The 26,754-nt window shown below is 70.9% G+C and carries 23 protein-coding genes, 1 tRNA gene and 1 riboswitch; of the genes, 16 read left to right on the top strand and 8 right to left on the bottom strand.

The genetic code is table 11. From position 1 onward, the window contains the following. The first annotated feature begins 80 nt into the window (after positions 1-80). Positions 81-704: a SurA N-terminal domain-containing protein gene (locus tag KO717_RS21940; RefSeq protein ID WP_301370496.1), complete on the top strand. Its 624-nt coding sequence runs from the start codon at positions 81-83 to the stop codon at positions 702-704. 54 nt (positions 705-758) lie between these two features. Continuing rightward, positions 759-1,781, top strand: a complete 1,023-nt coding sequence (locus KO717_RS21945; RefSeq protein WP_301370498.1) for a nucleoside triphosphate pyrophosphohydrolase — start codon at positions 759-761, stop codon at positions 1,779-1,781. A 25-nt stretch (positions 1,782-1,806) separates the two neighbouring features. Here the strand turns inward: KO717_RS21945 and KO717_RS21950 are convergent, their stop codons facing one another. Next, positions 1,807-3,003 (bottom strand): globin domain-containing protein, encoded by a 1,197-nt coding sequence (locus KO717_RS21950; RefSeq protein WP_301370499.1) that lies wholly within the window; start codon positions 3,001-3,003, stop codon positions 1,807-1,809. A gap of 130 nt (positions 3,004-3,133) precedes the next feature. Here KO717_RS21950 and KO717_RS21955 point away from each other — a divergent pair, with 130 nt between their 5' ends. From KO717_RS21955 to KO717_RS21995, 9 genes are all read left to right on the top strand, one after another. Beyond that, entirely contained in the window at positions 3,134-4,447 is a 1,314-nt protein-coding gene (locus tag KO717_RS21955; protein ID WP_301370501.1) for a cytochrome P450 family protein, read from the top strand. A gap of 177 nt (positions 4,448-4,624) precedes the next feature. Further along, the gene (locus tag KO717_RS21960; RefSeq protein ID WP_301370502.1) at positions 4,625-5,560 is read left to right on the top strand and encodes a transglycosylase family protein; all 936 of its coding nucleotides are present in this window, start codon (positions 4,625-4,627) and stop codon (positions 5,558-5,560) included. 276 nt (positions 5,561-5,836) lie between these two features. Then, a riboswitch (cyclic di-AMP (ydaO/yuaA leader) is annotated at positions 5,837-6,009 on the top strand. A gap of 3 nt (positions 6,010-6,012) precedes the next feature. Further along, a complete protein-coding gene (locus tag KO717_RS21965) occupies positions 6,013-6,738 on the top strand; it encodes a transglycosylase family protein (RefSeq protein ID WP_301370505.1) in 726 nt (241 codons plus the stop codon). Positions 6,739-7,030: 292 nt separating this feature from the next. Next, positions 7,031-8,311 carry a phosphopyruvate hydratase gene (gene eno / locus KO717_RS21970; protein ID WP_301370507.1) on the top strand — a complete coding sequence of 427 codons (1,281 nt, stop codon included), beginning with the start codon at positions 7,031-7,033 and terminating at the stop codon, positions 8,309-8,311. 99 nt (positions 8,312-8,410) lie between these two features. Then, a complete protein-coding gene (locus KO717_RS21975) occupies positions 8,411-8,899 on the top strand; it encodes an FtsB family cell division protein (protein ID WP_301370509.1) in 489 nt (162 codons plus the stop codon). 48 nt (positions 8,900-8,947) lie between these two features. Beyond that, positions 8,948-9,499 (top strand): DUF501 domain-containing protein, encoded by a 552-nt coding sequence (locus KO717_RS21980; protein WP_301370511.1) that lies wholly within the window; start codon positions 8,948-8,950, stop codon positions 9,497-9,499. Next, positions 9,496-10,437: a Ppx/GppA phosphatase family protein gene (locus KO717_RS21985; RefSeq protein ID WP_301370513.1), complete on the top strand. Its 942-nt coding sequence runs from the start codon at positions 9,496-9,498 to the stop codon at positions 10,435-10,437. Before KO717_RS21980 ends, KO717_RS21985 begins: the two co-directional genes overlap by 4 nt. Positions 10,438-10,827: 390 nt before the next feature. Continuing rightward, complete coding sequence (locus KO717_RS21990) at positions 10,828-12,210, top strand: NAD(P)/FAD-dependent oxidoreductase (RefSeq protein WP_301370514.1); 1,383 nt, start codon at positions 10,828-10,830, stop codon at positions 12,208-12,210. Positions 12,211-12,397: 187 nt separating this feature from the next. Next, the gene (locus KO717_RS21995) at positions 12,398-13,798 is read left to right on the top strand and encodes an SAM-dependent methyltransferase (protein ID WP_301370515.1); all 1,401 of its coding nucleotides are present in this window, start codon (positions 12,398-12,400) and stop codon (positions 13,796-13,798) included. Positions 13,799-13,897: 99 nt separating this feature from the next. On the opposite strand, the gene KO717_RS22000 is transcribed toward KO717_RS21995, so the two are convergent. Together KO717_RS22000 and KO717_RS22005 are read right to left on the bottom strand one after the other, a co-directional pair. Further along, on the bottom strand, positions 13,898-16,447 hold the full coding sequence (locus KO717_RS22000; protein ID WP_301370517.1) for an ABC transporter permease: 2,550 nt from the start codon (positions 16,445-16,447) through the stop codon (positions 13,898-13,900). A gap of 59 nt (positions 16,448-16,506) precedes the next feature. After that, positions 16,507-17,271 carry an ABC transporter ATP-binding protein gene (locus tag KO717_RS22005; RefSeq protein ID WP_301374660.1) on the bottom strand — a complete coding sequence of 255 codons (765 nt, stop codon included), beginning with the start codon at positions 17,269-17,271 and terminating at the stop codon, positions 16,507-16,509. A gap of 408 nt (positions 17,272-17,679) precedes the next feature. Here KO717_RS22005 and KO717_RS22010 point away from each other — a divergent pair. Then, positions 17,680-17,764: transfer RNA gene (locus tag KO717_RS22010), tRNA-Leu, on the top strand. A gap of 419 nt (positions 17,765-18,183) precedes the next feature. Beyond that, positions 18,184-19,032 (top strand): Bax inhibitor-1/YccA family protein, encoded by an 849-nt coding sequence (locus KO717_RS22015; RefSeq protein ID WP_301370518.1) that lies wholly within the window; start codon positions 18,184-18,186, stop codon positions 19,030-19,032. A gap of 123 nt (positions 19,033-19,155) precedes the next feature. Here KO717_RS22015 and KO717_RS22020 read toward each other — a convergent pair whose 3' ends face one another. After that, positions 19,156-19,386: a DUF4287 domain-containing protein gene (locus tag KO717_RS22020; RefSeq protein ID WP_030716449.1), complete on the bottom strand. Its 231-nt coding sequence runs from the start codon at positions 19,384-19,386 to the stop codon at positions 19,156-19,158. Positions 19,387-19,487: 101 nt separating this feature from the next. Between KO717_RS22020 and KO717_RS22025 the strand changes: the two genes are divergently transcribed. Continuing rightward, complete coding sequence (locus KO717_RS22025) at positions 19,488-19,826, top strand: hypothetical protein (protein WP_301370521.1); 339 nt, start codon at positions 19,488-19,490, stop codon at positions 19,824-19,826. On the opposite strand, the gene KO717_RS22030 is transcribed toward KO717_RS22025, so the two are convergent. The 3 genes from KO717_RS22030 to KO717_RS22040 form a co-directional block, all read right to left on the bottom strand. Next, complete coding sequence (locus KO717_RS22030; protein ID WP_301374662.1) at positions 19,810-20,625, bottom strand: hypothetical protein; 816 nt, start codon at positions 20,623-20,625, stop codon at positions 19,810-19,812. The genes KO717_RS22025 and KO717_RS22030 overlap by 17 nt on opposite strands. 422 nt (positions 20,626-21,047) lie before the next feature. Further along, positions 21,048-22,268 carry an acetyl-CoA C-acetyltransferase gene (locus KO717_RS22035; protein ID WP_301370523.1) on the bottom strand — a complete coding sequence of 407 codons (1,221 nt, stop codon included), beginning with the start codon at positions 22,266-22,268 and terminating at the stop codon, positions 21,048-21,050. A 130-nt stretch (positions 22,269-22,398) separates the two neighbouring features. Next, positions 22,399-23,397 (bottom strand): SGNH/GDSL hydrolase family protein, encoded by a 999-nt coding sequence (locus KO717_RS22040; RefSeq protein ID WP_301370525.1) that lies wholly within the window; start codon positions 23,395-23,397, stop codon positions 22,399-22,401. A 128-nt stretch (positions 23,398-23,525) separates the two neighbouring features. Here KO717_RS22040 and KO717_RS22045 point away from each other — a divergent pair, with 128 nt between their 5' ends. Beyond that, entirely contained in the window at positions 23,526-24,908 is a 1,383-nt protein-coding gene (locus KO717_RS22045; protein ID WP_030016498.1) for a cystathionine beta-synthase, read from the top strand. Between the two features lie 476 nt (positions 24,909-25,384). On the opposite strand, the gene KO717_RS22050 is transcribed toward KO717_RS22045, so the two are convergent. Continuing rightward, positions 25,385-25,768 (bottom strand): hypothetical protein, encoded by a 384-nt coding sequence (locus KO717_RS22050; protein ID WP_301370527.1) that lies wholly within the window; start codon positions 25,766-25,768, stop codon positions 25,385-25,387. 140 nt (positions 25,769-25,908) lie between these two features. On the opposite strand from KO717_RS22050, the gene KO717_RS22055 reads away from it, so the two are divergent. Continuing rightward, complete coding sequence (locus KO717_RS22055; RefSeq protein ID WP_301370529.1) at positions 25,909-26,751, top strand: MurR/RpiR family transcriptional regulator; 843 nt, start codon at positions 25,909-25,911, stop codon at positions 26,749-26,751. The last annotated feature ends 3 nt before the right edge of the window (positions 26,752-26,754 follow it).

Genomic DNA, 26,754 nt, shown 5'->3' on the forward strand with positions numbered 1-26,754 from the left:
GATCACCGTGACCTCATAACATCGATCACCGCACGGCCCTTTGTGCACCGACGCACAATCTCCCGGCCCTGGAGGCTCCTTTGCACCGTCGCACAGCGCTCTCCGTCTCCGCCGCCCTGCTCGTGGCGGCGCCCCTGCTGTCCGCCTGCTCGGGCGAGCCCCGTCCCGGCACCGCGGCCGTCGTGGGCGGCGAACGGATCACCACCTCCGCGCTCCAGGCCCAGGTCAACGACGTCCGCGCGGCGCAGAACCGTTCCGGGCAGGCCGCCGCCGAACTCATCGCGAGCACCCCCCACCTGGAGCGGCAGAAGCTCGACGCCCTCCTGCAGAGCCGGATCATCGACAAGATGGCCGACACCGCCGGGCTCACGGCCACCCAGAAGGACATCGAGGACGAACGCAAGGCGTACGTCGACGAGAACGGCGGCGAGGAGCAGTTCGAGGCGCTGCTCCTGCAGAAGGGGGCCATGGCCCCCGGCCAGGTCGACCGCTTCCTCCGGGACCGGGTGCTCCTGACCGCGCTGACCGCCAAGTACGGAGCCGGGAAGCTGGAGGATCCGGCCCGGGCGGCCGTCAAGGCGCTGCACATCGAGGTGAACCCGCGCTACGGAGCCTGGGATGCCAAGGAGATCAAGCTGGGCACCGGGGAGACGCCCTGGATCACCCAGCGGACGCGGCCCGAGGCGGCCCCGGCCGGAGCCTGACGCTCCGGGGTCCCCCCGGACCGCGGGCCGGCGCGCCGGAGGTAGGTTCGGAGGGTGACCGACCACTCCGAACCCACCGCCGCCGCCGAGCCCACGGGCCGCATCGTCCTGCTGACCACCAGCCACCGGGTCGCCCCCGGCGTGCTGTCCTGGCCGGCGTGGCAGACCCTGCACGCCGCGGACCGGGTGCTGTGCGCCGACCCCGGCCACCCGCAGCTCCCGTACCTGCGGGAAGCGGGCATCGAGGTCGCGTTCGAGAGCCCGGACGCGCACGCGCTGGTCGAGGCCTGCGCGGGCGGCCGTACGGTCGTGGTGCTCCCGGGCGGCGAGGGCGACCAGCGGCTCACCGACGGACTGGCCCGGCTGGCCGGCTCGGGCCGGGTCTCCATGCCCGACCTGGAACTGCTGCCGGGCTCCTACGACCTGCCGGGCGCGCGCCTGCTCGACCTGGTCCAGGTGATGGACCGGGTCCGGCGCGAGTGCCCGTGGACCTCCCGGCAGACCCACCGGGGGCTGGCCAAGTACGCGATCGAGGAGGCGTACGAGCTGGTCGAGGCCATCGAGGACGGGGACCGCGAGGAGCTGCGCGAGGAGCTCGGCGACGTGCTGCTCCAGGTGGTCTTCCACGCCCGGATCGCCGAGGAGGCCGGCGGGGACGGCGAGGACGCTGCCGAGGCCTTCTCCATCGACGACGTGGCCGGGGCGCTCGTCACGAAGCTGATCCACCGGCACCCGCACGTCTTCGGCGACGCGGAGGCCGAGACCCCGGAGGACGTCAACGCGCACTGGCAGCGCACCAAGGCGGTGGAGAAGCAGCGGGAGTCGGTCACCGACGGGATCCCGGTGGGCCAGCCCGGCCTGGCACTCGCAGCCAAGCTCGCGGGCCGGGCCCGTACGGGCGGCGTGGCCGTGGAACTGCCCCGCGGCGAGGGCATCGGGTACGAGCTGCTGGAGCTCGCGGCCCGCGCCGAGGCGGAGGGGATCGACCCCGAGACCGCGCTGCGCGCGGCGGCCCGCGCCTACCGGGACGCGATCCGGGCGGCCGAGGGCGTGGCGGAGCCGGGCGACACCCCCTGACACCCCGCAGAGACTCCTTGCTCCTTCAGTACGTCCTCGGCGCACGGGCCGAGGGGTCGTGCCAGTGGGGCGCCGGGCGGTCCAGGAACCACTCGCCGAATCCCAGCGGGCGCTCCCCGTACCCGTGGCCCCGGGCCGGCACCGCGTCGTGGAAGAGGCGGCCGGGGCGGGCACCCAGCTCCTGGAGGAGATGGGCTGTCTCGTCGACGAACGGCGGCGGACCGCTGAGGTAGACGTCCTGGTCCGGCCACAGACCCCGGTTGCCCAGCGCGGTCGCCAGCCGGTCGGTGGCCTGGTTGCGGTGCCGCCCGGGCGCGGGCGTGATGTAGGTGACGGCGAGCCAGCGGCAGCGGGCGGCGTACGCGTCGATGAGCGGGCGGTCGTAGAGGTGCGCGCCGTCCCGGGCCACCACGAAGAGCCGTACGTCCTGATCGGGGGGACACTCCGCGAGATCCTCCAGGAGGGCCCGGATGGGCGCCCAGCCGGTGCCGGCGGCGATCAGGCTCACCGGGCGGTCCTCACGGCGGAAGGTCAGCTGCCCGCCGGCGGCGCCGAGCCGCAGCACGTCGCCCGGCCGGGTCTCGCGGACCAGGGCGGTGCTCAGCCGCCCCCGGTCGACCCGGCTGACGTGCAGGTCGAGGGTGCCGTCGGGGCGGGGGGCGTTGCCGATGGAGTACGTCCGCCAGGTCGTCGGGACCCGTTCGCTGCTCACGCTCGTGTACTGGCCGGGGAGATAGGGGAAGGGAGCGTGCGGCAGCAGGGTCAGGACGCCTATGTCCGGTCCGTACTGGAGGTGGCGCACGACCTCCGCGTCCCACCACGGCGGGTCCTCGCTCGCGTCGGCGCCGGCGGTCATCGCGTCGGCCATCACCTGGTAGGCCTCGGCCCAGGCCTTCTCGACCGGCGGGGTCCAGGCCTCGCCGGAGGTCTCCGCGAGCGCGGCGAGCAGGCTGGCGCCGACGGCCGCGTAGTGCTCGGGGCGGACCAGGAACTTGCGGTGGTCGCGTCCCAGGTCGCGCAGGTAGGGGCCGAGGTTCTCGTCGTCGAGGTGGGATATCACGTGGGTGAGCGCGGCGAAGAGCCGGTCCCGCTGGCGTTCCATGTCGTGGAGGGAGGCCGGGAAGAGGGCGCGGACTCCGGGGTTGTGCCAGAAGAGGTGGGTGTAGAAGAACTTGACGGCGTGCTCGGCCCGTCTCTCCACCACCGCGAAACTGCTTTTCAAGATCCTGACATCCACAAAACCGAAAGTAGGAATGCCGGAGAAGTTCAGGTCAAGGGATGGCCGATCTACGGACAGCCGCGACGAACCACGCATATCGGATGGGGGTTCGGTGCCGGGATACGGTCATCAGGTGCACGAGCAGACCTCCGGAACCCCCGCCGAACATCCCGCGGACACTCCCGCCGACACCCCTTCCGCCGAGGGCCCCACCCTCTTCGACTGGGAGTTCGCGACCGACCCCTACCCGGCCTACGCCTGGCTGCGCGAGCACTCCCCGGTGCACCGCACCAAGCTGCCCAGCGGGGTCGAGGCGTGGCTCGTCACCCGGTACGCCGACGCCCGCCAGGCCCTCGCCGACCAGCGGCTCAGCAAGAATCCGGCGCACCATGCGGAGCCCGCGCACGCCAAGGGCAAGACCGGGATCCCGGGGGAGCGCAAGGCGGAGCTGATGACCCACCTGCTCAACATCGACCCGCCGGACCACACCCGGCTGCGGCGCCTGGTGTCGAAGGCCTTCACCCCGCGCAGGGTCGCCGAGTTCGCCCCGCGGGTGCAGGCGCTCACCGACCATCTGATCGACGGGTTCGCGGCGAAAGGTGAGGCTGATCTCATTCACGAGTTCGCCTTCCCGCTCCCCATCTACGCCATCTGCGAGATGCTCGGGGTACCGCGCGAGGACCAGGACGACTTCCGCGACTGGGCCGGCATGATGATCCGCCACGGTGGCGGTCCGCGCGGCGGGGTCGCCCGGTCGGTCAAACAGATGCGGACCTACCTCGGTGAACTCATCCACCGCAAAAGGGATGATCTGGGTGACGACCTGATCTCCGACCTGATCCGGGCGAGCGATCACGGCGACCATCTGACGGAGGGCGAGGCCACCGCCATGGCCTTCATCCTGCTTTTCGCCGGTTTCGAGACCACCGTGAACCTCATCGGCAACGGGGTCCACTCCCTCTTCATGAACCCCGCGCAGCGCGAGCGCCTCCAGCTCTCCCTCGCCGCCGGGGAGAGCGGGCTGCTGGCCACCGGGGTCGAGGAACTGCTGCGCTACGACGGCCCGGTGGAGCTGGCGACCTGGAGGTTCGCGACCGAGCCGCTGACCCTCGGCGGCATGCGGATCGAGGCCGGCGATCCGGTCCTGGTCGTCCTCGCGGCCGCCGACCGGGATCCGGAGCGCTTCGCGGACCCGGACACCCTCGACCTCTCCCGGACCGACAACCAGCACCTCGGATACGGGCACGGCATCCACTACTGCCTGGGAGCTCCGCTCGCCCGGCTCGAAGGACAGACCGCGCTCGCGACTTTGCTGACGCGTCTGCCTGATCTGGAACTCGCCGTTCCACCCCAAGACCTGCGCTGGCGCGGGGGGTTGATCATGCGTGGGCTGCGCACTCTTCCCGTTCGATTCGCGGCTCAAAACACTTACGCGAAAGCTGATTAAAAGTCAGGTTCGGCTTGAACTTGTGACAATCGTTCGAAGGCCGCTAGGTTCTGCCGTTACCCCGCTGTTATATGCGAAAGGTGATCGCTCATGCTCTCCGGGAACGGCCGTCACAGACGCCCCCGCCAGGTCCCCGCGCTGGTCGTCACAGCCGGAGTCACTGGCTCTGCGCTGGCCATGCCGCTGTTGGCCGCCACCAGCGCCACCGCCGCCGACACGTCCACGTGGGACAAGGTCGCCGAGTGCGAGAGCGGCGGCTCGTGGAGCGCGAACTTCGGCAGCGGCGCCTACGGCGGACTCCAGTTCACCCAGGAGGAGTGGCAGAGCGCCGGCGGGCTCGACTTCGCCGAGCGCCCCGACCTGGCGAGCCGTTCCCAGCAGATCGCCGTGGCCGAGCGGGTGCTGGGCTCGACGGGGCCGCAGGCGTGGCCGCTGTGCGCGGCCTCCGCCGGCCTGGTCCGGGAGAGCCCCGCCGCACAGGTGGACCCCGGTCTGCCCGGCAGCCAGGGCCCGATCGCACCCGCGCCGTCCCGCCCGGACGACGCCGTTCCGTCCACCGGGGGCGGCAAGCCGTCCACGGACTACGGGTCCCCGACCCCGGCCCCGGCTCCGAGCCCCTCCAGCACCCCGTTCCTGATACCCGACGCGCCGTCCGTCGGACTGCCCGTCATGCCCGCGCCGGACATCCCGACGACGCCTCCGGCCGACCCGACGGCTCCGGCCGTACCGGGCGGTCCGACCGGCACGCCGACCCCCGTCGACCCGACGGCGCCGACGCCGCCGGTGGACCCGACCGCGCCCACCACCTCGCCCGTCACGCCGGGTCTGCCCCCGGTCGACCCGACGGCCCCCGGGGCCCCGGCGGTCCCGCAGACCACCGGTGCCACTCCCGTCGAGGGCAGTGGCAAGCACCGCGGTGCGCCGGAGACCCCCTCCGGTGCCGCGTCGGACCCCACCTACACGGTCCAGGCGGGCGACAGCCTGGCGACCATCGCGGTTGCCAAGGGCGTAAAGGGGGGCTGGAACGGTCTCTACCAGGCCAATGAGCAAGTCATCGGCGAGGACGCCGATCTCATCAAGCCGGGTCAGAACCTGGACCTAACTCCGCAATAAGGACAGTTCAGTTATCCGGAAAGAGTCGAATGTCGGATTTCTGTAAGTGAGACATGTGTCTCTTCAGGTCAACTGGCGTGTCCCGCCCCGGGGCTTGCGCAAACCCCGTCCTCACCTGCGCAAACACCCCTGCGGTGAGCGCAAGTAGGGGCCGTTTCTCCCCGATGTTCCTCGTTGAACATCGGGGAGAGACCTGTCTACCTTCTGAATCGCTCGCCACCGCGAGCTCCTTCGACCGCATCGCCGAATCCTGCCGGCGGACGGGGGGAACAGTCGTCGCGTCAAGCGCCGAAGGCAGGAGCGGGGGAACCAAGGTAGGTGCCGGGAGCGGCCGTTGAGAGACGGTCACGCCACCGGCTTGGGGTTAAGACGTGCGCTAGGTCGCACGGCCGGGCAACTCACTCGCCCGAACCCGACAGCTCACCTCGTAGGCGTCGGTGAGGAGAAACTCCATGCTGCTTTCCGGCAAGGGCAAGCACCGTCGCGGTACTGCAATCGAGCGGTCTGTCCGGATCGTCACGCTCGCCGGTGTCGCCGGTGTGGCCGTGGCCGCCCCGCTGATGGCCGCGGGCACCGCCAGCGCCGCCACCACGTCCGAGTGGGACAAGGTCGCGCAGTGCGAGTCCGGTGGCAACTGGTCCATCAACACGGGCAACGGCTACTACGGCGGCCTGCAGTTCTCGCCCTCCACGTGGGCCGGGTTCGGTGGCAAGTCGTACGCCCCGCAGGCCAACCAGGCCTCCAAGTCGCAGCAGATAGCCGTCGCGGAGAAGGTCCTCAAGAGCCAGGGCAAGGGCGCCTGGCCGTCCTGCGGCAAGGGTCTGTCGAACTCCGCCTACACCGGTGGCGGCTCCGAGGCCCCGGCGTCGTCGAAGCCGCAGTCCAAGCCGCAGTCCAAGCCGCAGCCGAAGGCCGAGAAGCCGAAGGTCGAGACCAAGGCCGCGCCGAAGGAGACCAAGCGTCCCCAGGCTCCGACCACCCGCTCCGAGCGTGCCGAGGCTCCCTCCGCGCCGAAGACCGGCAACGGCTCGTACGAGGTCAAGCCGGGCGACACCCTGGGCACCATCGCCGAGGCCAACGGCGTCAAGGGCGGCTGGGAGAAGCTCTTCGAGCTCAACAAGGACATCGTCTCCGACGCCGACCTGATCTTCCCCGGCCAGAAGCTGAAGCTCAGCTGAACACTGCGGCAGAAGCCGCCGAAACCTGTACGCGGCGTCAGCTGACCCCGTGCAGGATTTCCACCGCCCGGCGCGTGCCCCACGCGCCGGGCGGTGTTGCGTGTGGCCCCCGAAGGCCGATGATCAAGCTCCCTATGTCCCGGAAGAGGGGTATTCGGTCCCTTTTTCGTCCCAGGGTCCGGGCGGTCGGGCGGCCCAGTGCCCGGAGCCGGTTAGGCTCTAGGCGGCAAGGCCATCCCACGGCCTGACACGCCACCGCACACTCAGCGTCACATCCCAGAAGGAGATGCTCGTGCCGTCCATCGACGTCGTCGTAGCCCGGGAAATCCTGGACTCCCGAGGCAACCCCACGGTCGAGGTCGAGGTGGGCCTCGACGATGGCAGCACCGGCCGTGCTGCAGTTCCGTCCGGCGCCTCCACCGGTGCATTCGAGGCCATCGAGCTGCGTGACGGTGACCCCAACCGTTACTTCGGCAAGGGTGTCGAGAAGGCCGTCCTCGCCGTCATCGAGCAGATCGGCCCGGAGCTCGTCGGCTACGACGCCACCGAGCAGCGTCTGATCGACCAGGCCATGTTCGACCTGGACGCCACCGACAACAAGGGCTCGCTCGGCGCCAACGCCATCCTCGGCGTGTCCCTGGCCGTCGCGCACGCCGCGTCCGAGGCCTCGGACCTTCCGCTCTTCCGCTACCTCGGCGGTCCGAACGCGCACCTGCTGCCCGTTCCGATGATGAACATCCTCAACGGTGGGTCGCACGCCGACTCCAACGTGGACATCCAGGAGTTCATGATCGCCCCCATCGGCGCGGAGTCCTTCTCCGAGGCGCTGCGCTGGGGTGCCGAGGTCTACCACACCCTCAAGAAGGTCCTGCACACCAAGGGCCTCTCCACCGGCCTGGGCGACGAGGGCGGCTTCGCCCCGAACCTGGAGTCCAACCGCGCCGCGCTCGACCTCATCATCGAGGCCATCAAGCAGGCCGGCTACACCCCGGGCACGGACATCGCGCTCGCGCTCGACGTCGCCGCGTCCGAGTTCTACAAGGACGGCCAGTACGAGTTCGAGGGCAAGTCCCGCTCGGCCGCCGAGATGACCGACTACTACGCCGAGCTCGTCGAGGCGTACCCGCTCGTCTCCATCGAGGACCCGCTGTTCGAGGACGACTGGGACGGCTGGAAGACCATCACCGACCGCCTCGGCGCGAAGGTCCAGATCGTCGGTGACGACCTGTTCGTCACCAACCCGGAGCGTCTGGCCCGCGGCATCGAGGAGGGCTCCGCGAACGCCCTGCTCGTGAAGGTGAACCAGATCGGTTCGCTGACCGAGACCCTGGACGCCGTCGAGATGGCCCAGCGCAACGGCTTCAAGTGCATGATGTCCCACCGCTCCGGTGAGACCGAGGACGTCACCATCGCCGACCTCGCCGTCGCCGTGAACTGCGGTCAGATCAAGACCGGCGCCCCGGCCCGCTCGGACCGTGTCGCCAAGTACAACCAGCTGCTGCGCATCGAGGAGATCCTCGACGACGCCGCGGTGTACGCGGGCCGCTCCGCCTTCCCGCGCTTCAAGGGCTAATCACCCCCCTGAGGGGCTGGCCTCCGTACGTCCCCGCACTCGGTCCCGTACCGTGTGCGGGGACGTATTGCGTAGTGCGTACCAAGGGGAGGCGGACCAATGGCCGGGAACCGGGATCGGTTCTCCACCTTCTCCACCGCGACCAGGCTCAAGCAGCTCGGCGAGCGGACCGCCGCCCACGTCTACCGGTCGCAGTCGCGGCGTCAGGTCCGCCGCAGCCGGCTCACCGGCCGCGCCGCGCTCCTGGTGCTCGTCCTCTGTACGCTGGTCGTCGCCCTCGCGTATCCGATGCGCCAGTACGTCTCCCAGCGTTCGGAGATCGCGAAGCAGCAGCGGGCCGCCGCGGCCGCGCGGGACCGCCTGGAGCGGCTCCGCGACGAGAAGGCCCGCTGGCAGGACGACGCCTACGCGGAGCAGCAGGCGCGCAAGCACCTGCACTTCCTGCGCCCGGGGGAGGTCGGCTACATCATGAGCGACCCCGGGGCCCAGCCCACGCAGCCGCACGGGACCGGCCACGCCGGCTCCGACCGCCCCTGGTACTCCAACGTCTGGGACGGCGTCGACAAGGCCGACCGCCCCGGCGAGTGATCCGTACCGCAGCACCCATCCACGAGAACGAAGAGACTTCCTCCAGGCATGCAGACGCCCCCGCCCCAGACCGACCGGACCGAGCCGACCGACGCGGACATCGAGGCGTTCGAGCAGCAGCTCGGCCGCCCGCCGCGCGGGCTGCGCGCCATCGCGCACCGCTGCCCCTGCGGGCAGCCGGACGTGGTGGAGACCGCCCCGCGGCTCCCCGACGGCACCCCCTTCCCGACGCTGTACTACCTGACGTGCCCGCGCGCGGCCTCCGCGATCGGCACGCTGGAGGCCAACGGCGTGATGAAGGAGATGCAGGCCCGGCTCGCCGAGGACAAGGAACTGGCCGCCGCCTACCAGGCCGCCCACGAGGACTACATCCGGCGGCGCGACGCCATCGAGGTGCTCCAGGGCTTCCCGAGCGCCGGCGGCATGCCGGACCGGGTGAAGTGCCTGCACGTGCTGGTCGGCCACTCCCTGGCCGCCGGCCCCGGGGTGAACCCGTTCGGTGACGAGGCCCTGGCGATGCTGCCGGAGTGGTGGGCCAAGGGTGCCTGCGTCGTCCCGTGCGGGGAGAAGAAGACGGACGACAAGGAGCCGGGGGCGTGACCCGGGTCGCCGCCGTCGACTGCGGTACGAACTCCATCCGGCTGCTGGTGGCGGACTGCGACCCGGCCACCGGCGAGCTGACCGAGCTGGACCGCCGGATGACCATCGTCCGGCTCGGCCAGGGCGTGGACCGCACCGGGCGCCTGGCCCCGGAGGCGCTGGAGCGCACCTTCGCCGCCTGCCGCGAGTACGCGGGCGTCATCAAGGAGTTCGGCGCGGAGCGGGTGCGCTTCGTGGCGACCTCCGCCTCCCGGGACGCCGAGAACCGGGCGGACTTCGTCCGGGGCGTCCTGGACATCCTGGGCGTCGAGCCCGAGGTGATCTCCGGTGACCAGGAGGCGGAGTTCTCCTTCACCGGCGCCACCAAGGAGCTGACGGCGCACGAGCACCTGGAGCGGCCGTTCCTGGTGGTGGACATCGGCGGCGGCTCGACCGAGTTCGTGGTCGGCGAGGAGCACGTACGGGCCGCGCGGTCCGTGGACATCGGCTGCGTCCGGATGACCGAGCGGCACCTGGTGGTGGACGGGGTCGTCACCGACCCGCCGACCGCGGAGCAGGTCGCCGCGATCCGGGCCGACATCGAGGCGGCGCTGGACCTGGCCGCCGAGACCGTCCCGCTGGCCGAGGCGCGCACGCTGGTGGGCCTGGCCGGCTCGGTGACCACGGTCGCCGGGATCGCGCTGGGGCTGCCGGAGTACCTCTCGTCGGCCATCCACCACTCCCGGATCTCCTACGAGCAGGTGCGGGAGATCAGCGAGCGGATGCTGACGTCGACGCACGCCGAGCGCGCGGCGATCCCCGTGATGCATCCGGGCCGGGTGGACGTGATCGGGGCGGGCGCGCTGGTGCTGCTGGCGATCATGGAACGCATCGGCGCTTCCGAGGTTGTCGTGTCGGAGCACGACATCCTCGATGGAATCGCTTGGTCCATCGCCTGAACGACCTTCGAAGCAGCTTGTGAGGGGCTCTCGGGCCCGTGATCCACATCAAGTTCGTGAAGTTCTTCACAAGGAAAAAGGGTCTGTGAGGCCGACGGAAGGGTCCTTCGGGGCCCTCCGGAGGCCCTCAGGCCCTTTTTCGCGTGCGTTCGTGCGATCGGCGGAGGCGACGGGATCCGCGTCGGAGGTATGGACGAACCCCTGTGGTCCAGTCCGCTTTCGGCCTAGGAGGCCAGTTCAGGACGGGTGAACAACGACTCCGGACGCCTTCTGGTTCCCGTCGCGCACCATGACCTCGGTCACGTGGGCGGCGGAGTGTAGCAGAGGGTCTCCCAGTCCTTGTGAAGGGGCTCACGAGCGACACCCCATTGGGTGCTGGATACTCGTTCCATGAGCACCACGGAGCGTCCCAGGATCCTCGTTGTAGGAGGTGGGTACGTAGGCCTGTACGCAGCCAAGCGCATCATGAAGAAGATGCGCTACGGCGAGGCGACCGTCACGGTCGTCGACCCGCGCTCGTACATGACCTACCAGCCCTTCCTCCCTGAAGTGGCCGCAGGCAGCATCTCGCCTCGGCACGTCGTCGTCCCGCTGCGACGCGTGCTGCCCAAGGCAGAGGTTCTCACCGGCCGGGTCACCAGCATCGACCAGGACCGCAAGGTCGCCGTCGTCACGCCGCTCGTCGGCGAGGCGTACGAGCTGCCCTTCGACTACCTGGTGATCGCGCTCGGCGCCGTCTCCCGCACCTTCCCGATCCCCGGCCTCGCCGAACAGGGCATCGGTATGAAGGGCGTCGAAGAGGGCATCGGCCTGCGCAACCACGTTCTCGAGCAGCTCGACAAGGCCGAGTCCACGACGGACGAGAACGTCCGCCGCAAGGCCCTCACCTTCGTCTTCGTCGGCGGCGGCTTCGCCGGTGCGGAGACCATCGGTGAGGTCGAGGACATGGCCCGGGACGCCGCGAAGTACTACTCCACGATCAAGCGCGAGGACATGCGCTTCATCCTGGTCGACGCGGCCGACAAGATCCTTCCCGAGGTCGGGCCCAAGCTCGGCACCTGGGGCAAGGAGCACCTCGAGTCCCGCGGCATCGAGATCTACCTCAGCACCTCCATGGACTCCTGCGTGGACGGCCACGTGGTGCTGAAGAACGGCCTCGAGGTCGACTCCAACACCATCGTGTGGACCGCCGGCGTCAAGCCGAACCCGGCCCTGGCCCGCTACGGCCTGCCGCTCGGCCCCCGCGGCCACGTGGACGCCCAGCCGACCCTCCAGGTCACGGGCACCGACTACATCTGGGCCGCGGGCGACAACGCCCAGGTCCCGGACGTGGCCGCCCGCAAGGCCGGTGTCGAGAACGCCTGGTGCCCGCCGAACGCCCAGCACGCGCTGCGTCAGGCCAAGGTCCTCGGCGACAACGTCATCTCGGGCATGCGGGGCTTCCCGCAGGCCGAGTACTCGCACTCCAACAAGGGTGCGGTGGCAGGCCTCGGCCTCCACAAGGGCGTCGCGATGATCGTCATGGGCAAGACGAAGATCAAGCTCAAGGGCCGGCTGGCCTGGTACATGCACCGTGGCTACCACGGCATGGCCATGCCGACCTGGAACCGCAAGATCCGTGTCTTCGCCGACTGGACCCTCGCGATGTTCCTCAAGCGCGAGGTCGTCTCCCTCGGTGCGCTGGAGACCCCCCGCGAGGAGTTCTACGAGGCCGCCAAGCCGGCGCCGGCTCCGGCCGCCGCCGCTGCCCCGGCCGCGAAGGCCAAGGCCTGACCTTTGTGACCGGCAGGACCTGAGCTCCACCTGCCTCACGTGCTCCATCTGCTCCACCTGTACGACCTGTACGACCTGTACGACCCCGAAGGGGCCGCCCGCCATCCGTGGTGCGGGCGGCCCCTTCGGCGTACCCGGGGCCCGGGATGGGTAGACGGAGGGGTCGGAGCTTTTGTGGAGGTGCGCCATGACCGACGCCGCGCCGCGGCTCGCCGTTGTTGCCGAGACCCTGCTGGGTGCCCCGCTGCCGGTACGCGTGCGGGCCTGGGACGGCAGCGAGGCCGGCCCGCCCGACGGCCCCGTGCTCGTCATCCACGACCGCCGCGCCGTGCGGCGGATGCTGTGGAGGCCCGGGGAGCTGGGGCTGGCCCGCGCCTGGGTGGCGGGCGAACTGACGGTCGAAGGCAATCTGTTCGACCTGCTGGACCGGGTGGCGGGCCTGCTGTGGGAACGCGGGCCGGACCTGCCGCCCGTCGGCCCCGCCGTCTCCACGGCCCAGACCGGGCCAGGGCCGCTCGCGGCCCTGGGGAACCTCGCGCGCCGCGCCGGGCTCCCCGCGCTCTCCGACCTGCCGGGGGCGCGGTGGCGCGACGCCGCCCACCGGGCGGCCGCGCGCGAGCTGATCGCCCTCGCCGGACCGCTGCCGCCGCCCCCGCCCCCCGCCGAGGAGGCGGACCGGCGGGGCGGGGCACGCCACAGCAAGAGCCGTGACCGCCGGGCCGTCAGCCACCACTACGACGTCGGCAACGACTTCTACGAACGGGTCCTCGGCCCCTCGATGGTGTACTCCTGCGCCTACTGGAGCCCCGGCTCCACCCTGGAGCAGGCCCAGCACGACAAGCTCGACCTGGTCTGCCGCAAGCTCGCCCTGCGGCCCGGGGACCGGCTGCTCGACGTCGGCTGCGGCTGGGGCTCCATGGCGCTGCACGCCGCCCGCGAGTACGGCGTCCGGGTCACCGGGGTCACGCTCTCCCGCGAGCAGGCCGTGTACGCCCGTAAACGGGTCGCGGACGAGGGACTGACCGACCTGGTGGACATCCGGATCCAGGACTACCGGGACGTCAAGGACGGACCGTACGAGGCCATTTCCTCCATCGGGATGGCCGAACACGTCGGGGCCGACCGCTACCGCGACTACGCCCGCACCCTGCACGCCCTGCTGCGCCCCGGCGGGCGGCTGCTGAACCACCAGATCGCCCGTCCGCCGGAGCCGGACGAGGAGGCGTACCGGGTCGACGAGTTCATCGACGCCTACGTCTTCCCCGACGGCGAGCTCTCCCCGCTCGGCACCACCGTCGGCGAACTGGAGCGGGCCGGCTTCGAGGTCCGCGACGTGGAGGCGCTGCGCGAGCACTACGGGCTGACCCTGCGGGCCTGGGTGGCCCGGCTGGAGGAGCACTGGGCGGAGGCGGTCCGGCTGACCTCGCCCGGGCGGGCCCGCGTCTGGCAGCTCTACATGGCGGCCTGCGCGCTCGGCTTCGAGCGGGGCCGGCTCGGGGTCAACCAGGTGCTCGCGGTACGGCCCACGGCCTCCGGGGACGCCAGGCTGCCGCTGCGGCTGCGCACCTGGGACGCAGAAACGGTCTAGCAGCCCCATGGGAACCCCCATGGGAACCCCCACGGGAACGCGGAAGGGCCCCAGGCGATGCCTGGGGCCCTTCCGCGTCCTGCGCCGCTGCCGCGGGTGCTACTCCGTCTTGATGGCGGTCAGCATGTTCAGGCGGGCGGCGCTGCGGGCCGGCCACATGGCGGCCAGGACACCGACCACGGCGGCCAGCAGGAGGAAGATGCCGATCCGGTCCCACGGGAGGATCAGTTCGTAGTTCGGCATGGACTTCGCGATCGTGGTGCCCACGGCCCAGGCGAGGAAGACGCCGATGGCGACACCCAGGACCGCTCCGAAGAGCGAGATCACCACGGCCTCCAGGCGGATCATGTTCTTGACCCGGCCCCGGTCGAGACCGATCGCCCGCAGCATGCCGATCTCCTGGGTCCGCTCGAAGACGGACATGGCCAGGGTGTTGACCACGCCGAGCACCGAGATGACCAGTGCCATGCCGAGCAGGCCGTACATGATGTTCAGCATCGTGTTGATCATGCCGCCCATCTCGTTGCGCATGTCCTGCTGGGTGGCGACGGTGATGGCCGGGTTCTTGCCGAGGGCGTCGACGACCTTCTGCTGGGCGGCCTTGGAGGCCCCGCCGTCGACGTTGACGTACACCTCGGGGATGTACATCTCCTCGCTGTGCTCGGAGAGGATCTTGTTGTCGATGACGTAGGGGGAGAGCAGGCCCTCCATGTCCTTGTAGATCGCGCCGACCTTGACGGACGCCTCCTGGCCGTCGTCGTACTTCAGCTTGATCGGGGTGCCGACCGTGAACTTCTGCTTCTTGGCGGTCTTCTCGGCGACGGCGACCTCGCCCTTGCCGAGGCTGTCGAGCGAGCCGCTGAGGACCTCGACGTTGAGGAGCTGGCCGATGGTGGCCGGGTTGACGCCGGAGGCGGCCCGGAAGTCGCCGTCGACCAGGAAGTAGCCGGCCGTCTGCGGGGAGACCGCCTTGATGCCGGGGGCCTTGGCGAGGGTCTCGGCCACGGACTTGTCGAGGCTGCCCGCGTCGGAGGACATGGAGACCCGGTAGTCGGCCTTGAGCTTCTCGGTGCTCATCCGGTCGACGACCTTGCCGACGGTGATGCCGAGCACCGACAGCGTGGTGACCAGGGTCAGCCCGATCGCCAGGGAGGCGGCGGTGACGGCGGTGCGGCGCGGGTTGCGGACGGCGTTCTGGGAGGCCAGCTTGCCGGGGATCCCGAACAGCTTCTCCAGCAGCGGGCGGACGGTGCCGATGACCGGCTTGGAGAGCAGCGGCAGCAGCACGATCATGCCGATCAGCATGAAGAAGGCGCCGGCGCCCATGGTCATGCGGCCCGAGTCGCCGCCCGTGGACACGCCCAGGAAGACCAGGCCGATGCCGCCGAGGCTGATGATCGAGCCGAGGATGTTGCGTACGAGCAGGGACTTCGAGGTGGCCGGCAGGTGGGCGCTGCCCATGGCGGCGACCGGGGCGATCTTGCCGGTGCGCCAGGCCGGCAGCACGGCGGCGACGGTGGTGACGACGACGCCGATGACGAGGGCGGCGGCGACGGTGCCGGGGGCGATCACGAGTGCGCCGCCCGGCAGCTTGGCGCCGAGGGAGCCGATGACGGAACGGATCCCGATCGCCAGGCCGATGCCGCTGACCAGGCCGACGGCGGCCGACAGGACGCCGACGACGAGGGCCTCGCTGAGCACGGAGCGCATGACCTGACCGCGGTTGGCGCCGACGGCGCGCAGCAGGGCCAGCTCCTTGGTGCGCTGGGTGACCAGCATGGTGAAGGTGTTGTAGATCAGGAAGACGCCGACGAAGAGCGAGATGCCGGCGAAGACGAGCAGCATCGTGCTGAGGTTGCTGAGGCCCTTCTCGATCTGCTTGGCCTGATCGGCGGCGAGCGCCGCGCCGGTCTGCGCCTTGGCGTTCTTGTCGAGCAGCGGCTTGATGTCGGCGAGCAGCTTGTCGGCGGAGGTGCCGTTCTTCGCGCCGACCGACAGCTCCTGGAAGTAGCCGGGCTTGAGGTAGAGCTCCTGGGCGACCTTGGTCTCGAAGAGGACCAGGCTGCCGCCGGCCTGGACGGCGCCGTCCTCGGTGGTGAAGACGCCGGCGAGGGAGTACTCCTTGACCGGGCCGTTGGTGGCGACGCGGACCTTGTCGCCGACCTTGTAGTTGCCCTTGTCGGCGGTGGCCTTGTCGAGGGCGATCTCGTCGGCCTTGGCCGGGCCGGCGCCCTGGGCGAAGGTGTAGCGCGGGTCCTTGCCGTCCTTGACGGGCGTGTAGTTGGCGCCCTGGTTGGACCAGCCGGAGCCGATCAGCTTGCCGTTCTCGTCGCCGACGCCGGCGAAGCCCGCGACGCGGCCGGAGACGGTGTCGACGCCCGGGAGCGCCTTGATCTTGTCGAGGGTCTGCTGGCCGAGGCCGGGCTCGCCCTCCTTCTCGCCCTGCTCGTTGCGGCCCTGGCCGTACGAGGTGACCGAGACGGCGATGCCCTCGTAGCTCTTGGCGGACTGGCCGGAGAGGGACTTCTTGAGGGTGTCGGTGAAGACGAGGGTGCCGGAGACGAAGGCGACGCCGAGGGTGACGGCGAGCACCGTCATCAGCAGCCGGGCCTTGTGCGCGAGGACGTTGCGCAGGGCGGTACGGAACATGGGGGATCTCAGTCCTGGGGCTGGAAGTCTGGAGGAGGGGCGGGGAGGGAGATCCCGGGTCAGCTGGTGCGGCCCTTGGCGTCGAAGGCCTTCATCCGGTCGAGCACGCCGTCGGCGGTGGGGCTGTGCATCTCGTGGACGATCTGGCCGTCGGCGAGGAAGATGACGCGGTCCGCGTAGGAGGCGGCGACCGGGTCGTGGGTGACCATCACCACGGTCTGGCCGAGCTCGCGCACCGAGTTGCGCAGGAAGCCGAGGACCTCGGCGCCGGAGCGCGAGTCCAGGTTTCCGGTGGGCTCGTCACCGAAGATGATCTCGGGGCGGGAGGCCAGGGCGCGGGCCACGGCCACGCGCTGCTGCTGGCCGCCGGAGAGCTGGGTGGGGCGGTGGGAGAGGCGGCCCGAGAGGCCGACCATGTCGATCACGGAGTCCAGCCACTGCTTGTCGGGCTTGCGGCCGGCGATGTCCATGGGGAGCGTGATGTTCTCCAGGGCCGTCAGGGTCGGCAGCAGGTTGAAGGCCTGGAAGATGAAGCCGATCTTGTCCCGGCGGAGCTGGGTGAGCTGCTTGTCCTTGAGGCTGCCCAGCTCGGTGTCGCCGATGCGGACGGAGCCCTCGGAGAAGGTGTCCAGGCCCGCCACGCAGTGCATCAGCGTGGACTTGCCCGAGCCCGAGGGGCCCATGATCGCGGTGAACTGCCCCTGCGTGAAGTCCACCGTGACGTTCTTCAGCGCGACCACCTGGGTCTCGCCCTGGCCGTACACCTTGGAGAGGCCGGTGGCGCGGGCGGCCACGGCCTGGGCGGTGTGCGGGGCGTAGTTCATGGTGGTCACGGGACGGCTCCTCGGTCTGCGGTGCGGGGACGTTTCCATCCTCACCGCGGGTACCCCCGCTCCGGATCAGCCGCCGTGCCTGTTCCTCGCCCCGCTGGAGTCTGACTGCGGGCGGGCTCGTGTCCTCCTCTGGTATGACAGGAGCCTGATCCGCGGGCGGTGGCCCGGGGTGGCGGGGAGGGTGGCGCGGGGGGTGGCGTGGGCCATCGAAATCCCGTCATTCCCGTACAGGTGATGATCGCCGTCCAGAGCGGGCCGACCGTGCATTCTGGGGTCTGACGAACCCTCAAGCGCCAATAAAATCAGACAACATCGGAAAGTTCGCAGGTTGGCAGGGGGAGCGATCCGGATAGGCTCGGCTCAGCGTTCAAGGCTTTTTCACGGGGGCCGCCACGCCTTGCCCGGATGGTGGAATGCAGACACGGCGAGCTTAAACCTCGCTGGCCTTCGGGCCGTGCCGGTTCAAGTCCGGCTCCGGGCACCATCAATGGCACGGCGCCCGGCCTGCAGGGCCGACCTTCCCGGGACTTGACCGTTTCCGGGGGCCGGGAAGACGGGGGAACACCGCACGTCGCGAGCGCCTTCCGCGCACGTAGTAGGGCCGAAGCCTTCCGCGACGGCGTCGACGAGGCGCGGACCCGCCGGCCGCCGGGCCGGGTGAAGTGCGAAGGGCGAAGGGTACGCCGCGGGCGCGCGCGCCCCGGCTCGTGACCGGGACCCGGGCCGTCTGCGCCGAGCCGGTGCGTTTCCGGTCGGCGTACGGGGGCCTCCGCGAGACGCTCCCTTTATTTACTGCGCTCCGCCGCGGCCTCTCCTAAGATCCTCCTCCAGCAGTAGGGTGCTTTTTTTGCGAGCGCATTACTCTTGTTGCAAGGCCGCGCTCGGTGGCCACGGAGGAGTGAGATGAGGAGCAGTAACCCGGTCTTCTCGCGACGGGGGTTCAGCCGCGACAACGGTGGCTACGCGGGCTTTGACGCGCAGCCGCAGCAGGCCGGGACCAACCCGTACGCGACGAACCCGTACGCGGCCGACCCGACCACCGGCATGCCCCAGGCCCCGGCCCGCGCCAACGTGATGACCATGGACGACGTCGTGAGCCGTTCGGCCATGACGCTCGGCACGCTCATCGTGACGGCGACCCTCGCCTGGGTGGCACTTCCGGTCGACCCGGACAACCTCGGCATGTCCTACGGCATCGCCATCGGCGCAGGCCTCATCGCCTTCGTCTTCGCGATGATCCAGTCCTTCAAGAGCAAGCCCGTCCCGGGCCTGATCCTGGCCTACGCGGCGTTCGAGGGCGTGTTCCTCGGCGTCATCAGCGCGGCTGTCAGCACGTACCTCGGCCCCGGCGTGGTCATGCAGGCCGTGATGGGCACGATGTGCGTCTTCGCCGCCGTGCTCTTCGCGTACAAGATGCGCTGGATCCGCGTCACCCGCCGCTTCTACGGCTTCGTGATGGCGGCGGCGCTGGGCTTCATCCTGCTCATGCTCGTGAACTCGCTGTTCGCGGTCTTCGGCGGCGGTGACGGCCTCGGCTTCCGCAGCGGCGGCCTCGGCCTGCTGTTCGGCGCCATCGGCGTCATCCTCGGCGCCTGCTTCCTCGCCCTCGACTTCAAGCAGGTCGAGGACGGCATCGCCTACGGTGCCCCGCGCGAGGAGGCCTGGCTGGCGGCCTTCGCCCTCACCATGACCCTGGTCTGGATCTACGTCGAGATGCTGCGCATCTTCTCGATCCTCTCGGGCGACGACTAGCAGGACCCGCGGGCCGGCCACCGGACCGCGCACGGCATGGGGAAGGCCCCGCGAGCACACCGCTCGCGGGGCCTTCCCGCATCCAGGGTGCGGGAACGGTCGGGTATCGGGGGAGAGGGGGGCTCAGCCGAACCGGCGTGCGGCTCTGCGCAGGTCGTACTCGTGGATGATCGCCTTGGCCTGGCCGTACGACAGCTCGTGCGCGCCGCGCAGCCAGCTGACCTTCTCCTCGAACCGGACGAGTGAGGGGCCTTCGTCGACGGTGCGGAGCCAGTCGGAGACTTCACGACCGGTGGTCTGGGGGATTCTGTCGATCATGTTGCGGTGTGTCTGTTCGGAGAACTCTACGGACATGGGCGCCTCCGGAGGTATCGCCGTGCTGTTCTCTTCACGCCACCGTGCCGGAGAGTTCGCCCGTTGGCAATGGTGCCCGGGCGGCGCGTAAGGTCGGCCGGGTGCTTGATACTTCGCCCCTGACCGCCGTCGTGGAACGTTTCGCCGACCGGCTGCGGGCCGCGCCGCAGAGCCGCCTGCAGCAGGGTGCCGCGGCTGCGGCCCTGGACCTGGCCCGCGAACTCTCCGTACGGGCCCAGCGGATCGAGACGCCCGGGCAGGAGCCGAAGGAGGTGCCGGACGCCGGCATCTTCGTGGTCGGCGATCAGGTGGCGGTGACGGGGCTGGACCTCGCCGAAGCACTGCGCGCCGCGGCCCCGGACAGCGCGAAGGCCCCGTCCGAGGTGCTGGACGAGGCCGTGCGGCTGGTGGAGCAGGCGGAGATCAGAGCGATGCGATGACGCGGTCCGCGAGGATGTAGACGTTGCTCTCGGGGTCCTCGGCGTCACCGCAGGAGAAGGTCAGCGCGTAGGCGCCCGAGATGCCCGAGCCGCCCAGCAGGACCGGCGCGGTGCCCGAGCGCAGGGCCTCGGCGAGGCGCTCCGCGGTCTCCCGGTGCCCCGGGGTCATGCACAGCGTCGTGCCGTCGGTGAAGACGTACACGTCCAGCGTGCCGAGCGGGCCCGGGCGGACGTCCGCGAGGGCCGTACGGGCCTCCGCGAGCTCCTCCAGGCGGTTCACGGTGCGCTCGTGGTCGGCGCCGGGGTGCGAGGCCTGGACCGGTACGAAGTCGGGGTGCGAGGGGTGGCGCCGGCGTGCGGCGGCCAGCTCGGCCGAATCCTCGGGGTAGCCGGGGAGCTCGTCGAGGATCTCCTCGCCGAGTACGGGCTCCAGCCCCACCAGGTCGGCCTGCCGGGGCAGGAAGACCGGGCTGTCCTCGCCGAGCCCGGGCAGGCCGCCCAGCAGCGAGGGGGCGTCGGCGGCGTCACGGGCCTCCTGCGCGGCCCAGAAGGCCCGCGCCTCGGCGAGCTCGCGCTCGCGCTCCTCGGCGAGGGCCTCGGCCACGGCGGCTCGTATCTCCGCGGCGGGGGACTCCACGGCGCTGCGGGCGTGCGGGACGGTCGCACCGCGGGGGTGGACCGGCACCGCCAGCTCGGTGCGCAGGGCGGTGACCTGCTTGCGCAGACCGTGGACGGCGTGCAGCGCAGCAGCGCCCACGGCGGTGGCAGCGGCCGTGGTCAGCAGCAGGGCAAGAGACATGGCGCTCACTGACTAACTCCTGAGGTGATTCGATCCCCCGACTTCCTACATCAGAGTGTCCCGACCTGGGAATGGCGTGCAGTGCATTACGTCACGAAATGGACAGGGCTTTGGTCACACCCGTCGCATCCGTACCTGCCCTGACCTGCGTAAACATCGATCCCCCAGGAGATAGGTCACATCCTGGGGGAAATTTGGTCACAGGTCGGCCGCGACCGGGTTAGACCCGGCGTCAGTACGCCGCAAGGGATCCGGCCGGATCCCTTGCGGCGCCTGGGGCCCGCTCTTGATCGAATTAGCTCAGACGCTCGATCTCTCGGTCGCTCTGATCTTCGCCACCGCTGCGGGCAGGTGCCGCCCCTCGCCACGCGGCGGAGCCGCACGTCGACACGGTCGGGGCAGCCCCTACCCTCCGCTACGGCTCAGCTCAGACGCTCGATGACCATGGCCATGCCCTGACCGCCACCCACGCACATCGTCTCAAGACCGAACTGCTTGTCGTGGAACTGCAGGCTGTTGATCAGAGTGCCGGTGATGCGCGCACCGGTCATCCCGAAGGGGTGACCGACGGCGATGGCTCCGCCGTTGACGTTCAGCTTCTCCAGCGGGATCTCCAGGTCCCGGTACGACGGGATGACCTGGGCCGCGAAGGCCTCGTTGATCTCGAAGAGGTCGATGTCGCCGACCGTGAGGCCGGCCCGCTTCAGGGCCTGCTTCGACGCCTCGACCGGGCCCAGGCCCATGATCTCGGGGGAGAGGCCGGTGACACCGGTGGAGACGATCCGGGCCAGCGGGGTCAGGCCCAGCTCGCGGGCCTTGGTGTCGCTCATGATGACCAGCGCCGCGGCGCCGTCGTTCAGCGGGCAGCAGTTGGCGGCCGTGACCAGGCCGTCGGGGCGGAAGACGGGCTTGAGGCCCTGCACGCCCTCCAGGGTCACGCCGGCGCGCGGGCCGTCGTCCCCGGAGACGACCGTGCCGTCCGGGGTGGTGACCGGGGTGATCTCGCGGGCCCAGAAGCCGTTCTTGATGGCCTCTTCCGCGAGGTTCTGCGAGCGGACGCCGAACTCGTCCATGTCCTGACGGGTCACGCCCTTGATGCGGGCCAGGTTCTCGGCGGTCTGGCCCATCGCGATGTACGCGTCCGGGACCAGGCCGTCCTCGCGCGGGTCGTGCCAGCCGGAGCCGGTCGACTCGGCGACGGCCGCCGTACGGGCCTCGGCCTCGGCGAAGAGCGGGTTGTGGGTGTCGGGCCAGGAGTCCGAGTTGCCCTTCGCGAACCGCGACACCATCTCGACGCCGGCCGAGATGAAGACGTCGCCCTCGCCCGCCTTGATGGCGTGCAGGGCCATGCGGGAGGTCTGCAGCGAGGAGGAGCAGTAGCGGGTGATGGTGGTGCCGGGCAGGAAGTCCATGCCCATCTGCACGGCCACGATGCGGGCCAGGTTGTTGCCCTGCTCGCCGCCCGGCAGGCCGCAGCCCAGCATCAGGTCGTCGATCTCGCGCGGGTCCAGGCCGGGGACCTTGGCCAGGGCGGCCTGGATGATCGTCGCGGTCAGGTCGTCCGGCCGCACGTCCTTGAGGGACCCCTTGAAGGCGCGCCCGATGGGGGAGCGGGCGGTGGAAACGATGACGGCTTCGGGCATCGGGACTCCAAGGGTGTGTTGCGGCTCTGAGCGGGACCGCAAGCGAAGTTACCGCCCCGTACGGTCCAGGTCACCGGCCGGGGCGTGTGACACGGGCCGCACTCGCCCCGCGGGACCCCCCTCAGGGCTCTCAGGGAACCACCGGCTCGGCCGGGTCCGTGGCCGGCACCCGCCGCCGGCGGCGGTGCTTGAGCAGCACCCAGGGGCCGCGGGCGGCCGTGACCTCCGTACCCGCCTGGCCCGCCGCGGCCGACGCGGCCTTCGCCACCGGCAGCATGTCCTCGTCCCGGGACACGTCCAGCCGGTCCGACTCCGGCCACAGGCCCAGTGTCGCGCAGAGGGTCGGCAGCACGGCCATGGCGGCGGTCGCGTACCCCTCGGCCGACGGGTGGTAGGAGTCCGGGCCGAACATCTCGCGCGGGTTCGCGGCGAACTCCGGGCCCAGCAGGTCCCCCATGGAGACCGTACGGGCACCCAGCGCGACCACTCCTATGGTCTGCGCGGCGGCCAGCTGGCGCGAGACCCGGCGCGCCAGCCAGCGCAGCGGCTGGTAGACCGGCTCGATCGTGCCCAGGTCCGGGCAGGTGCCGACGACGACCTCGGAGCCGGCCAGGCGCAGCCTGCGCACGGCCGCCGTGAGCAGCCGCACCGACTGGGTCGGCGGCATCCGGCGGGTCACGTCGTTCGCGCCGATCATGATCACGCACACGTCCGGGGCCGGCCGGTCCCCGTCCAGCAGCAGGCCCACCTGCCGGTCCAGGTCGTCCGACATGGCACCCGAAAGGGCCACGTTGCGCAGCTCCACCGGCCGCTCGGCCACCGCCGCCAGCCCGGAGGCCATCAGGGCCGCCGGGGTCTGCCGGGCCCGCCGTACGCCCAGTCCCGCGGCCGTGGAATCACCCAGCATGCCCAGGCGCAGCGGGCCCGGGCTCTGCTCCGGCCCGCCGAACTCGCTCCCGTACAGCCCGTCGGCCCGCGGTGGCTCCGGCAGCCCGGATCCCACGGCCCGCCTGGCGAACTGCATCTCGGCCACCACCAGCCCGACCGCGGCGGCCCCGACCAGTCCGAGTCCGCCTCCGCCGTACGCTGCCCCCGCCGCGATCCGGCGGGCTGTTCTCGCCCTGGACATCCTTCAGGCCACCTCCTCGCGTCTCATTGACCCCTACCTGCCCCGTACGAGCGGTCGGTCAATCCCTTTCCGCATACCCTGGCCGGACCTCCCGGAGAACCCGTGGAGTCCCCTCCTTGGAGAACATGGTGCAATTCCACGACTCGATGATCAGCCTCGTCGGCAACACCCCGCTGGTGAAGCTCAACCGTGTGACCGAAGGCCTGCAGGCCACCGTCCTTGCGAAGGTCGAGTACTTCAATCCCGGTGGATCCGTGAAGGACCGGATCGCCGTACGGATGATCGAGGCCGCCGAGCAGAGCGGAGCCCTCAAGCCCGGCGGCACCATCGTGGAGCCGACCAGCGGCAACACGGGTGTAGGACTCGCCATCGTGGCCCAGCAGAAGGGCTACAAGTGCATCTTCGTCTGCCCTGACAAGGTGTCCATGGACAAGATCAACGTGATGCGCGCGTACGGCGCCGAGGTCGTGGTCTGCCCGACCGCCGTCGACCCCGAGCACCCGGACTCGTACTACAACGTGTCCGACCGCCTCGCGCGCGAGCCCGGCGCCTGGAAGCCCGACCAGTACAGCAACCCGAACAACCCCCGTTCGCACTACGAGACCACCGGCCCCGAGCTGTGGGACCAGACGGACGGGAAGATCACCCACTTCGTCGCGGGTGTCGGCACGGGCGGCACGATCTCCGGTACCGGCAACTACCTCAAGGAGGTCAGCGGCGGGAAGGTCAAGGTCATCGGCGCCGACCCCGAGGGCTCGGTCTACTCCGGCGGCTCGGGCCGCCCGTACCTGGTCGAGGGCGTCGGCGAGGACTTCTGGCCGACCGCCTACGACCCGAACGTCACCGACGAGATCATCGCGGTGTCCGACAAGGACTCCTTCCAGATGACCCGCCGCCTCGCCAAGGAGGAGGGCCTGCTCGTCGGCGGTTCCTGCGGCATGGCCGTCGTGGCCGCGCTCAAGGCCGCCGAGGGCCTCGGCCCGGACGACGTGGTCGTCGTCCTGCTGCCGGACAGCGGCCGCGGCTACCTCAGCAAGATCTTCAGCGACGAGTGGATGGCGGGACACGGCTTCCTGGAGGAGGCCGGCCCCGCCGCGCGCATCGGCGACGTGCTGAACGACAAGGAGGGCGGCATCCCCTCGCTCGTCCACATGCACCCCGAGGAGACCGTCGGCGAGGCCATCGAGGTCCTGCGCGAGTACGGCGTCTCGCAGATGCCGATCGTCAAGCCGGGCGCCGGTCACCCGGACGTGATGGCCGCCGAGGTCATCGGCTCCGTGGTCGAGAAGGAGCTCCTGGCGGCGCTGTTCGCCCAGCGGGCCTCCCTGACCGACCCGCTGGAGAAGCACATGAGCTCCCCGCTGCCGCAGGTTGGCTCGGGCGAGCCGGTGTCCGAGCTGATGGCGGTGCTCGGCGAGGCCGACGCGGCGATCGTGCTGGTCGAGGGCAAGCCCACCGGTGTGGTGAGCCGTCAGGACCTGCTGGCCTTCCTGGCCAAGTCAGCGAAGTAGCCTGCGGCCCGCCCCGGGCCCCCGGCCCGTGGCACGCCGTGGCACGGCCTTCGCGCAATCGGTACGGGCATGACACGTGACGGCAGCACCCGCTTAACACGGCTCCGGCACAGTGGTGGTTGTCGGCAGGGGAGACCGGGAGACCGGGACCCGGCCGGCACCACGGAACGGCGTGTGCGTACCTCCGGAGCGGCTCCCGGACCGCGCGTACGCCACGGACGCGGACGGCCCTGACCCGGCCGTGTCCTTCGCGGGGACCGCCGTCGTCCCGCCCCTCGGGCGACCGAGGGTGCGGCGGTCCCCGCGCAATCCTCTTCGGGGCTCGGTTCGCCTCCGGGGCGCCTTGTGCCGGCTCGTGACGGCGTACGTGCTCGAAAACCGCTCGTGCCTCACGGTTTCCTCCGCGCGTTCGCCCTCACTCCCCGGCGCGCCCCTTCGGCTCGCTCGCCTCTGCGGCGGTGGCTGCGGGCCCGGGGTCAGCCCCGGGGATCCTGCGGACCGCGCCGGAGGCGACGGGCGTGGATGAAGTTCACGCCCACGATCCCCGCCCAGGCGACGATCAGCCCCGGCAGCCGCGCCTGCGCGACGGCGATCGCCGACAGCGGGATCGCCAGGACCAGCGTGACGATCGCGAAGCCGAAGCGTTCGCCGAAGTTCCCGTCCCCCGGCACGGCGGAAGGGGCCCGGCCGTCACCGCGGGCCGCGGACAGGCGCTCCTCCGCGAGCCGGCGCCGGACCTGCGTGTCGACCTTCTCGACGAACGAGTCCACGAGCGCGGCCTCGTACTCCGGACCCAGCTCGCGCCGGGCGTCCATCGTCGCGTCGAATTCCTTCTTCAGCTCTTGGGCATGCGCGTCCATGCCCCCACCGTAGGAAGCCCGGCAGGCCCCGGCACTGGGGTTAGCCCCCCTATCCGGATCGCGGGCACGGCTTGCCCCGCTGCATAACCGCATGCAGAGTGCTCCGTGACTGAATATCTCACCGGGACGGAGGGGACGGGATGAGTGACAGCCCGGCCGCGCGGCTGCAGAAGCTGTTCGAGGGGCACCGGCTGACGCCGACCCAGCGGCGGATCGCGCACTGCATGGTGCGCGGGGCGGCGGAGGTGCCCTTCCTGTCGAGCGTCGAGCTCGCGGAACTGGCCGGGGTGAGCCAGCCCTCGGTGACCCGGTTCGCCGTGGCGCTGGGCTTCGACGGATATCCCGCGCTCCGCCGCCACCTGCGCGAGGTGGCCCCCGCCGAGCGGCCCGAGGCCGCGCACGAGGACTCGTACAACGAGTACCAGCAGGCCGTCCTGGGCGAGATCGAGAACCTGCGGCAGCTGGCGGCGATGCTCGCCGATCCCGCGCCGGTCCAGCAGGCGGGGCGGCTGCTCGCGGCCTCGGCCCCGCTGCTGGTGCTCGGGCTGCGGGCGGCCTCCTCCCAGGCGCGCGGGTTCGCGTACTTCGCGTCGAAGGTCCACCCGGACGTACGGCTCCTCGACGAGGGCGGCTCGATGATGGAGGACCGCATCGACGCGGCGGTCTACGAGGGGGCCTCGGCACTGCTCTGCTTCGCGCTGCCCCGCCACCCGCGGGAGGTCGTGGACACGCTGGAGCGCTCCCGGCGGGCCGGCCTCACCGTGGTCACGGTCGCCGAGTCGGCTTTCGCGCCCGTGGCCCGCCACTCGGACCTGCTGATTCCGGCGCAGGTCGGCACCGGGCTGGCCTTCGACACGGCGTGTGCGCCGATGCTGCTGGGCCGGGTGCTGCTGGAGTCGATGGCGGACGCCCTCCCGGACGCACAGGCCCGCCTGGAGGCCTTCGACGCGCGGGCCGCGGCGCGGGGCCTGTTCGTGGAGTGAGCC

It is taken from the genome of Streptomyces xanthophaeus (assembly GCF_030440515.1).
GTDB classification, from domain to species: domain Bacteria; phylum Actinomycetota; class Actinomycetes; order Streptomycetales; family Streptomycetaceae; genus Streptomyces; species Streptomyces kutzneri.

What these genes read in the sequence shown, in the direction of transcription:
- KO717_RS21995 (WP_301370515.1), top strand. Translation starts at nt 12,398, where the DNA reads ATGACCGACGCCGCGCCGCGGCTCGCCGTTGTTGCCGAGACCCTGCTG.
- KO717_RS22040 (WP_301370525.1), bottom strand. Translation starts at nt 23,397, where the DNA reads ATGTCCAGGGCGAGAACAGCCCGCCGGATCGCGGCGGGGGCAGCGTAC.
- KO717_RS21975 (WP_301370509.1), top strand. Translation starts at nt 8,411, where the DNA reads ATGGCCGGGAACCGGGATCGGTTCTCCACCTTCTCCACCGCGACCAGG.
- KO717_RS22035 (WP_301370523.1), bottom strand. Translation starts at nt 22,268, where the DNA reads ATGCCCGAAGCCGTCATCGTTTCCACCGCCCGCTCCCCCATCGGGCGC.
- KO717_RS22055 (WP_301370529.1), top strand. Translation starts at nt 25,909, where the DNA reads ATGAGTGACAGCCCGGCCGCGCGGCTGCAGAAGCTGTTCGAGGGGCAC.
- KO717_RS22015 (WP_301370518.1), top strand. Translation starts at nt 18,184, where the DNA reads ATGAGGAGCAGTAACCCGGTCTTCTCGCGACGGGGGTTCAGCCGCGAC.
- KO717_RS21990 (WP_301370514.1), top strand. Translation starts at nt 10,828, where the DNA reads ATGAGCACCACGGAGCGTCCCAGGATCCTCGTTGTAGGAGGTGGGTAC.
- KO717_RS22000 (WP_301370517.1), bottom strand. Translation starts at nt 16,447, where the DNA reads ATGTTCCGTACCGCCCTGCGCAACGTCCTCGCGCACAAGGCCCGGCTG.
- KO717_RS22020 (WP_030716449.1), bottom strand. Translation starts at nt 19,386, where the DNA reads ATGTCCGTAGAGTTCTCCGAACAGACACACCGCAACATGATCGACAGA.
- KO717_RS22030 (WP_301374662.1), bottom strand. Translation starts at nt 20,625, where the DNA reads ATGTCTCTTGCCCTGCTGCTGACCACGGCCGCTGCCACCGCCGTGGGC.
- KO717_RS21960 (WP_301370502.1), top strand. Translation starts at nt 4,625, where the DNA reads ATGCCGCTGTTGGCCGCCACCAGCGCCACCGCCGCCGACACGTCCACG.
- KO717_RS21980 (WP_301370511.1), top strand. Translation starts at nt 8,948, where the DNA reads ATGCAGACGCCCCCGCCCCAGACCGACCGGACCGAGCCGACCGACGCG.
- KO717_RS21965 (WP_301370505.1), top strand. Translation starts at nt 6,013, where the DNA reads ATGCTGCTTTCCGGCAAGGGCAAGCACCGTCGCGGTACTGCAATCGAG.
- KO717_RS22050 (WP_301370527.1), bottom strand. Translation starts at nt 25,768, where the DNA reads ATGGACGCGCATGCCCAAGAGCTGAAGAAGGAATTCGACGCGACGATG.
- KO717_RS22005 (WP_301374660.1), bottom strand. Translation starts at nt 17,271, where the DNA reads ATGAACTACGCCCCGCACACCGCCCAGGCCGTGGCCGCCCGCGCCACC.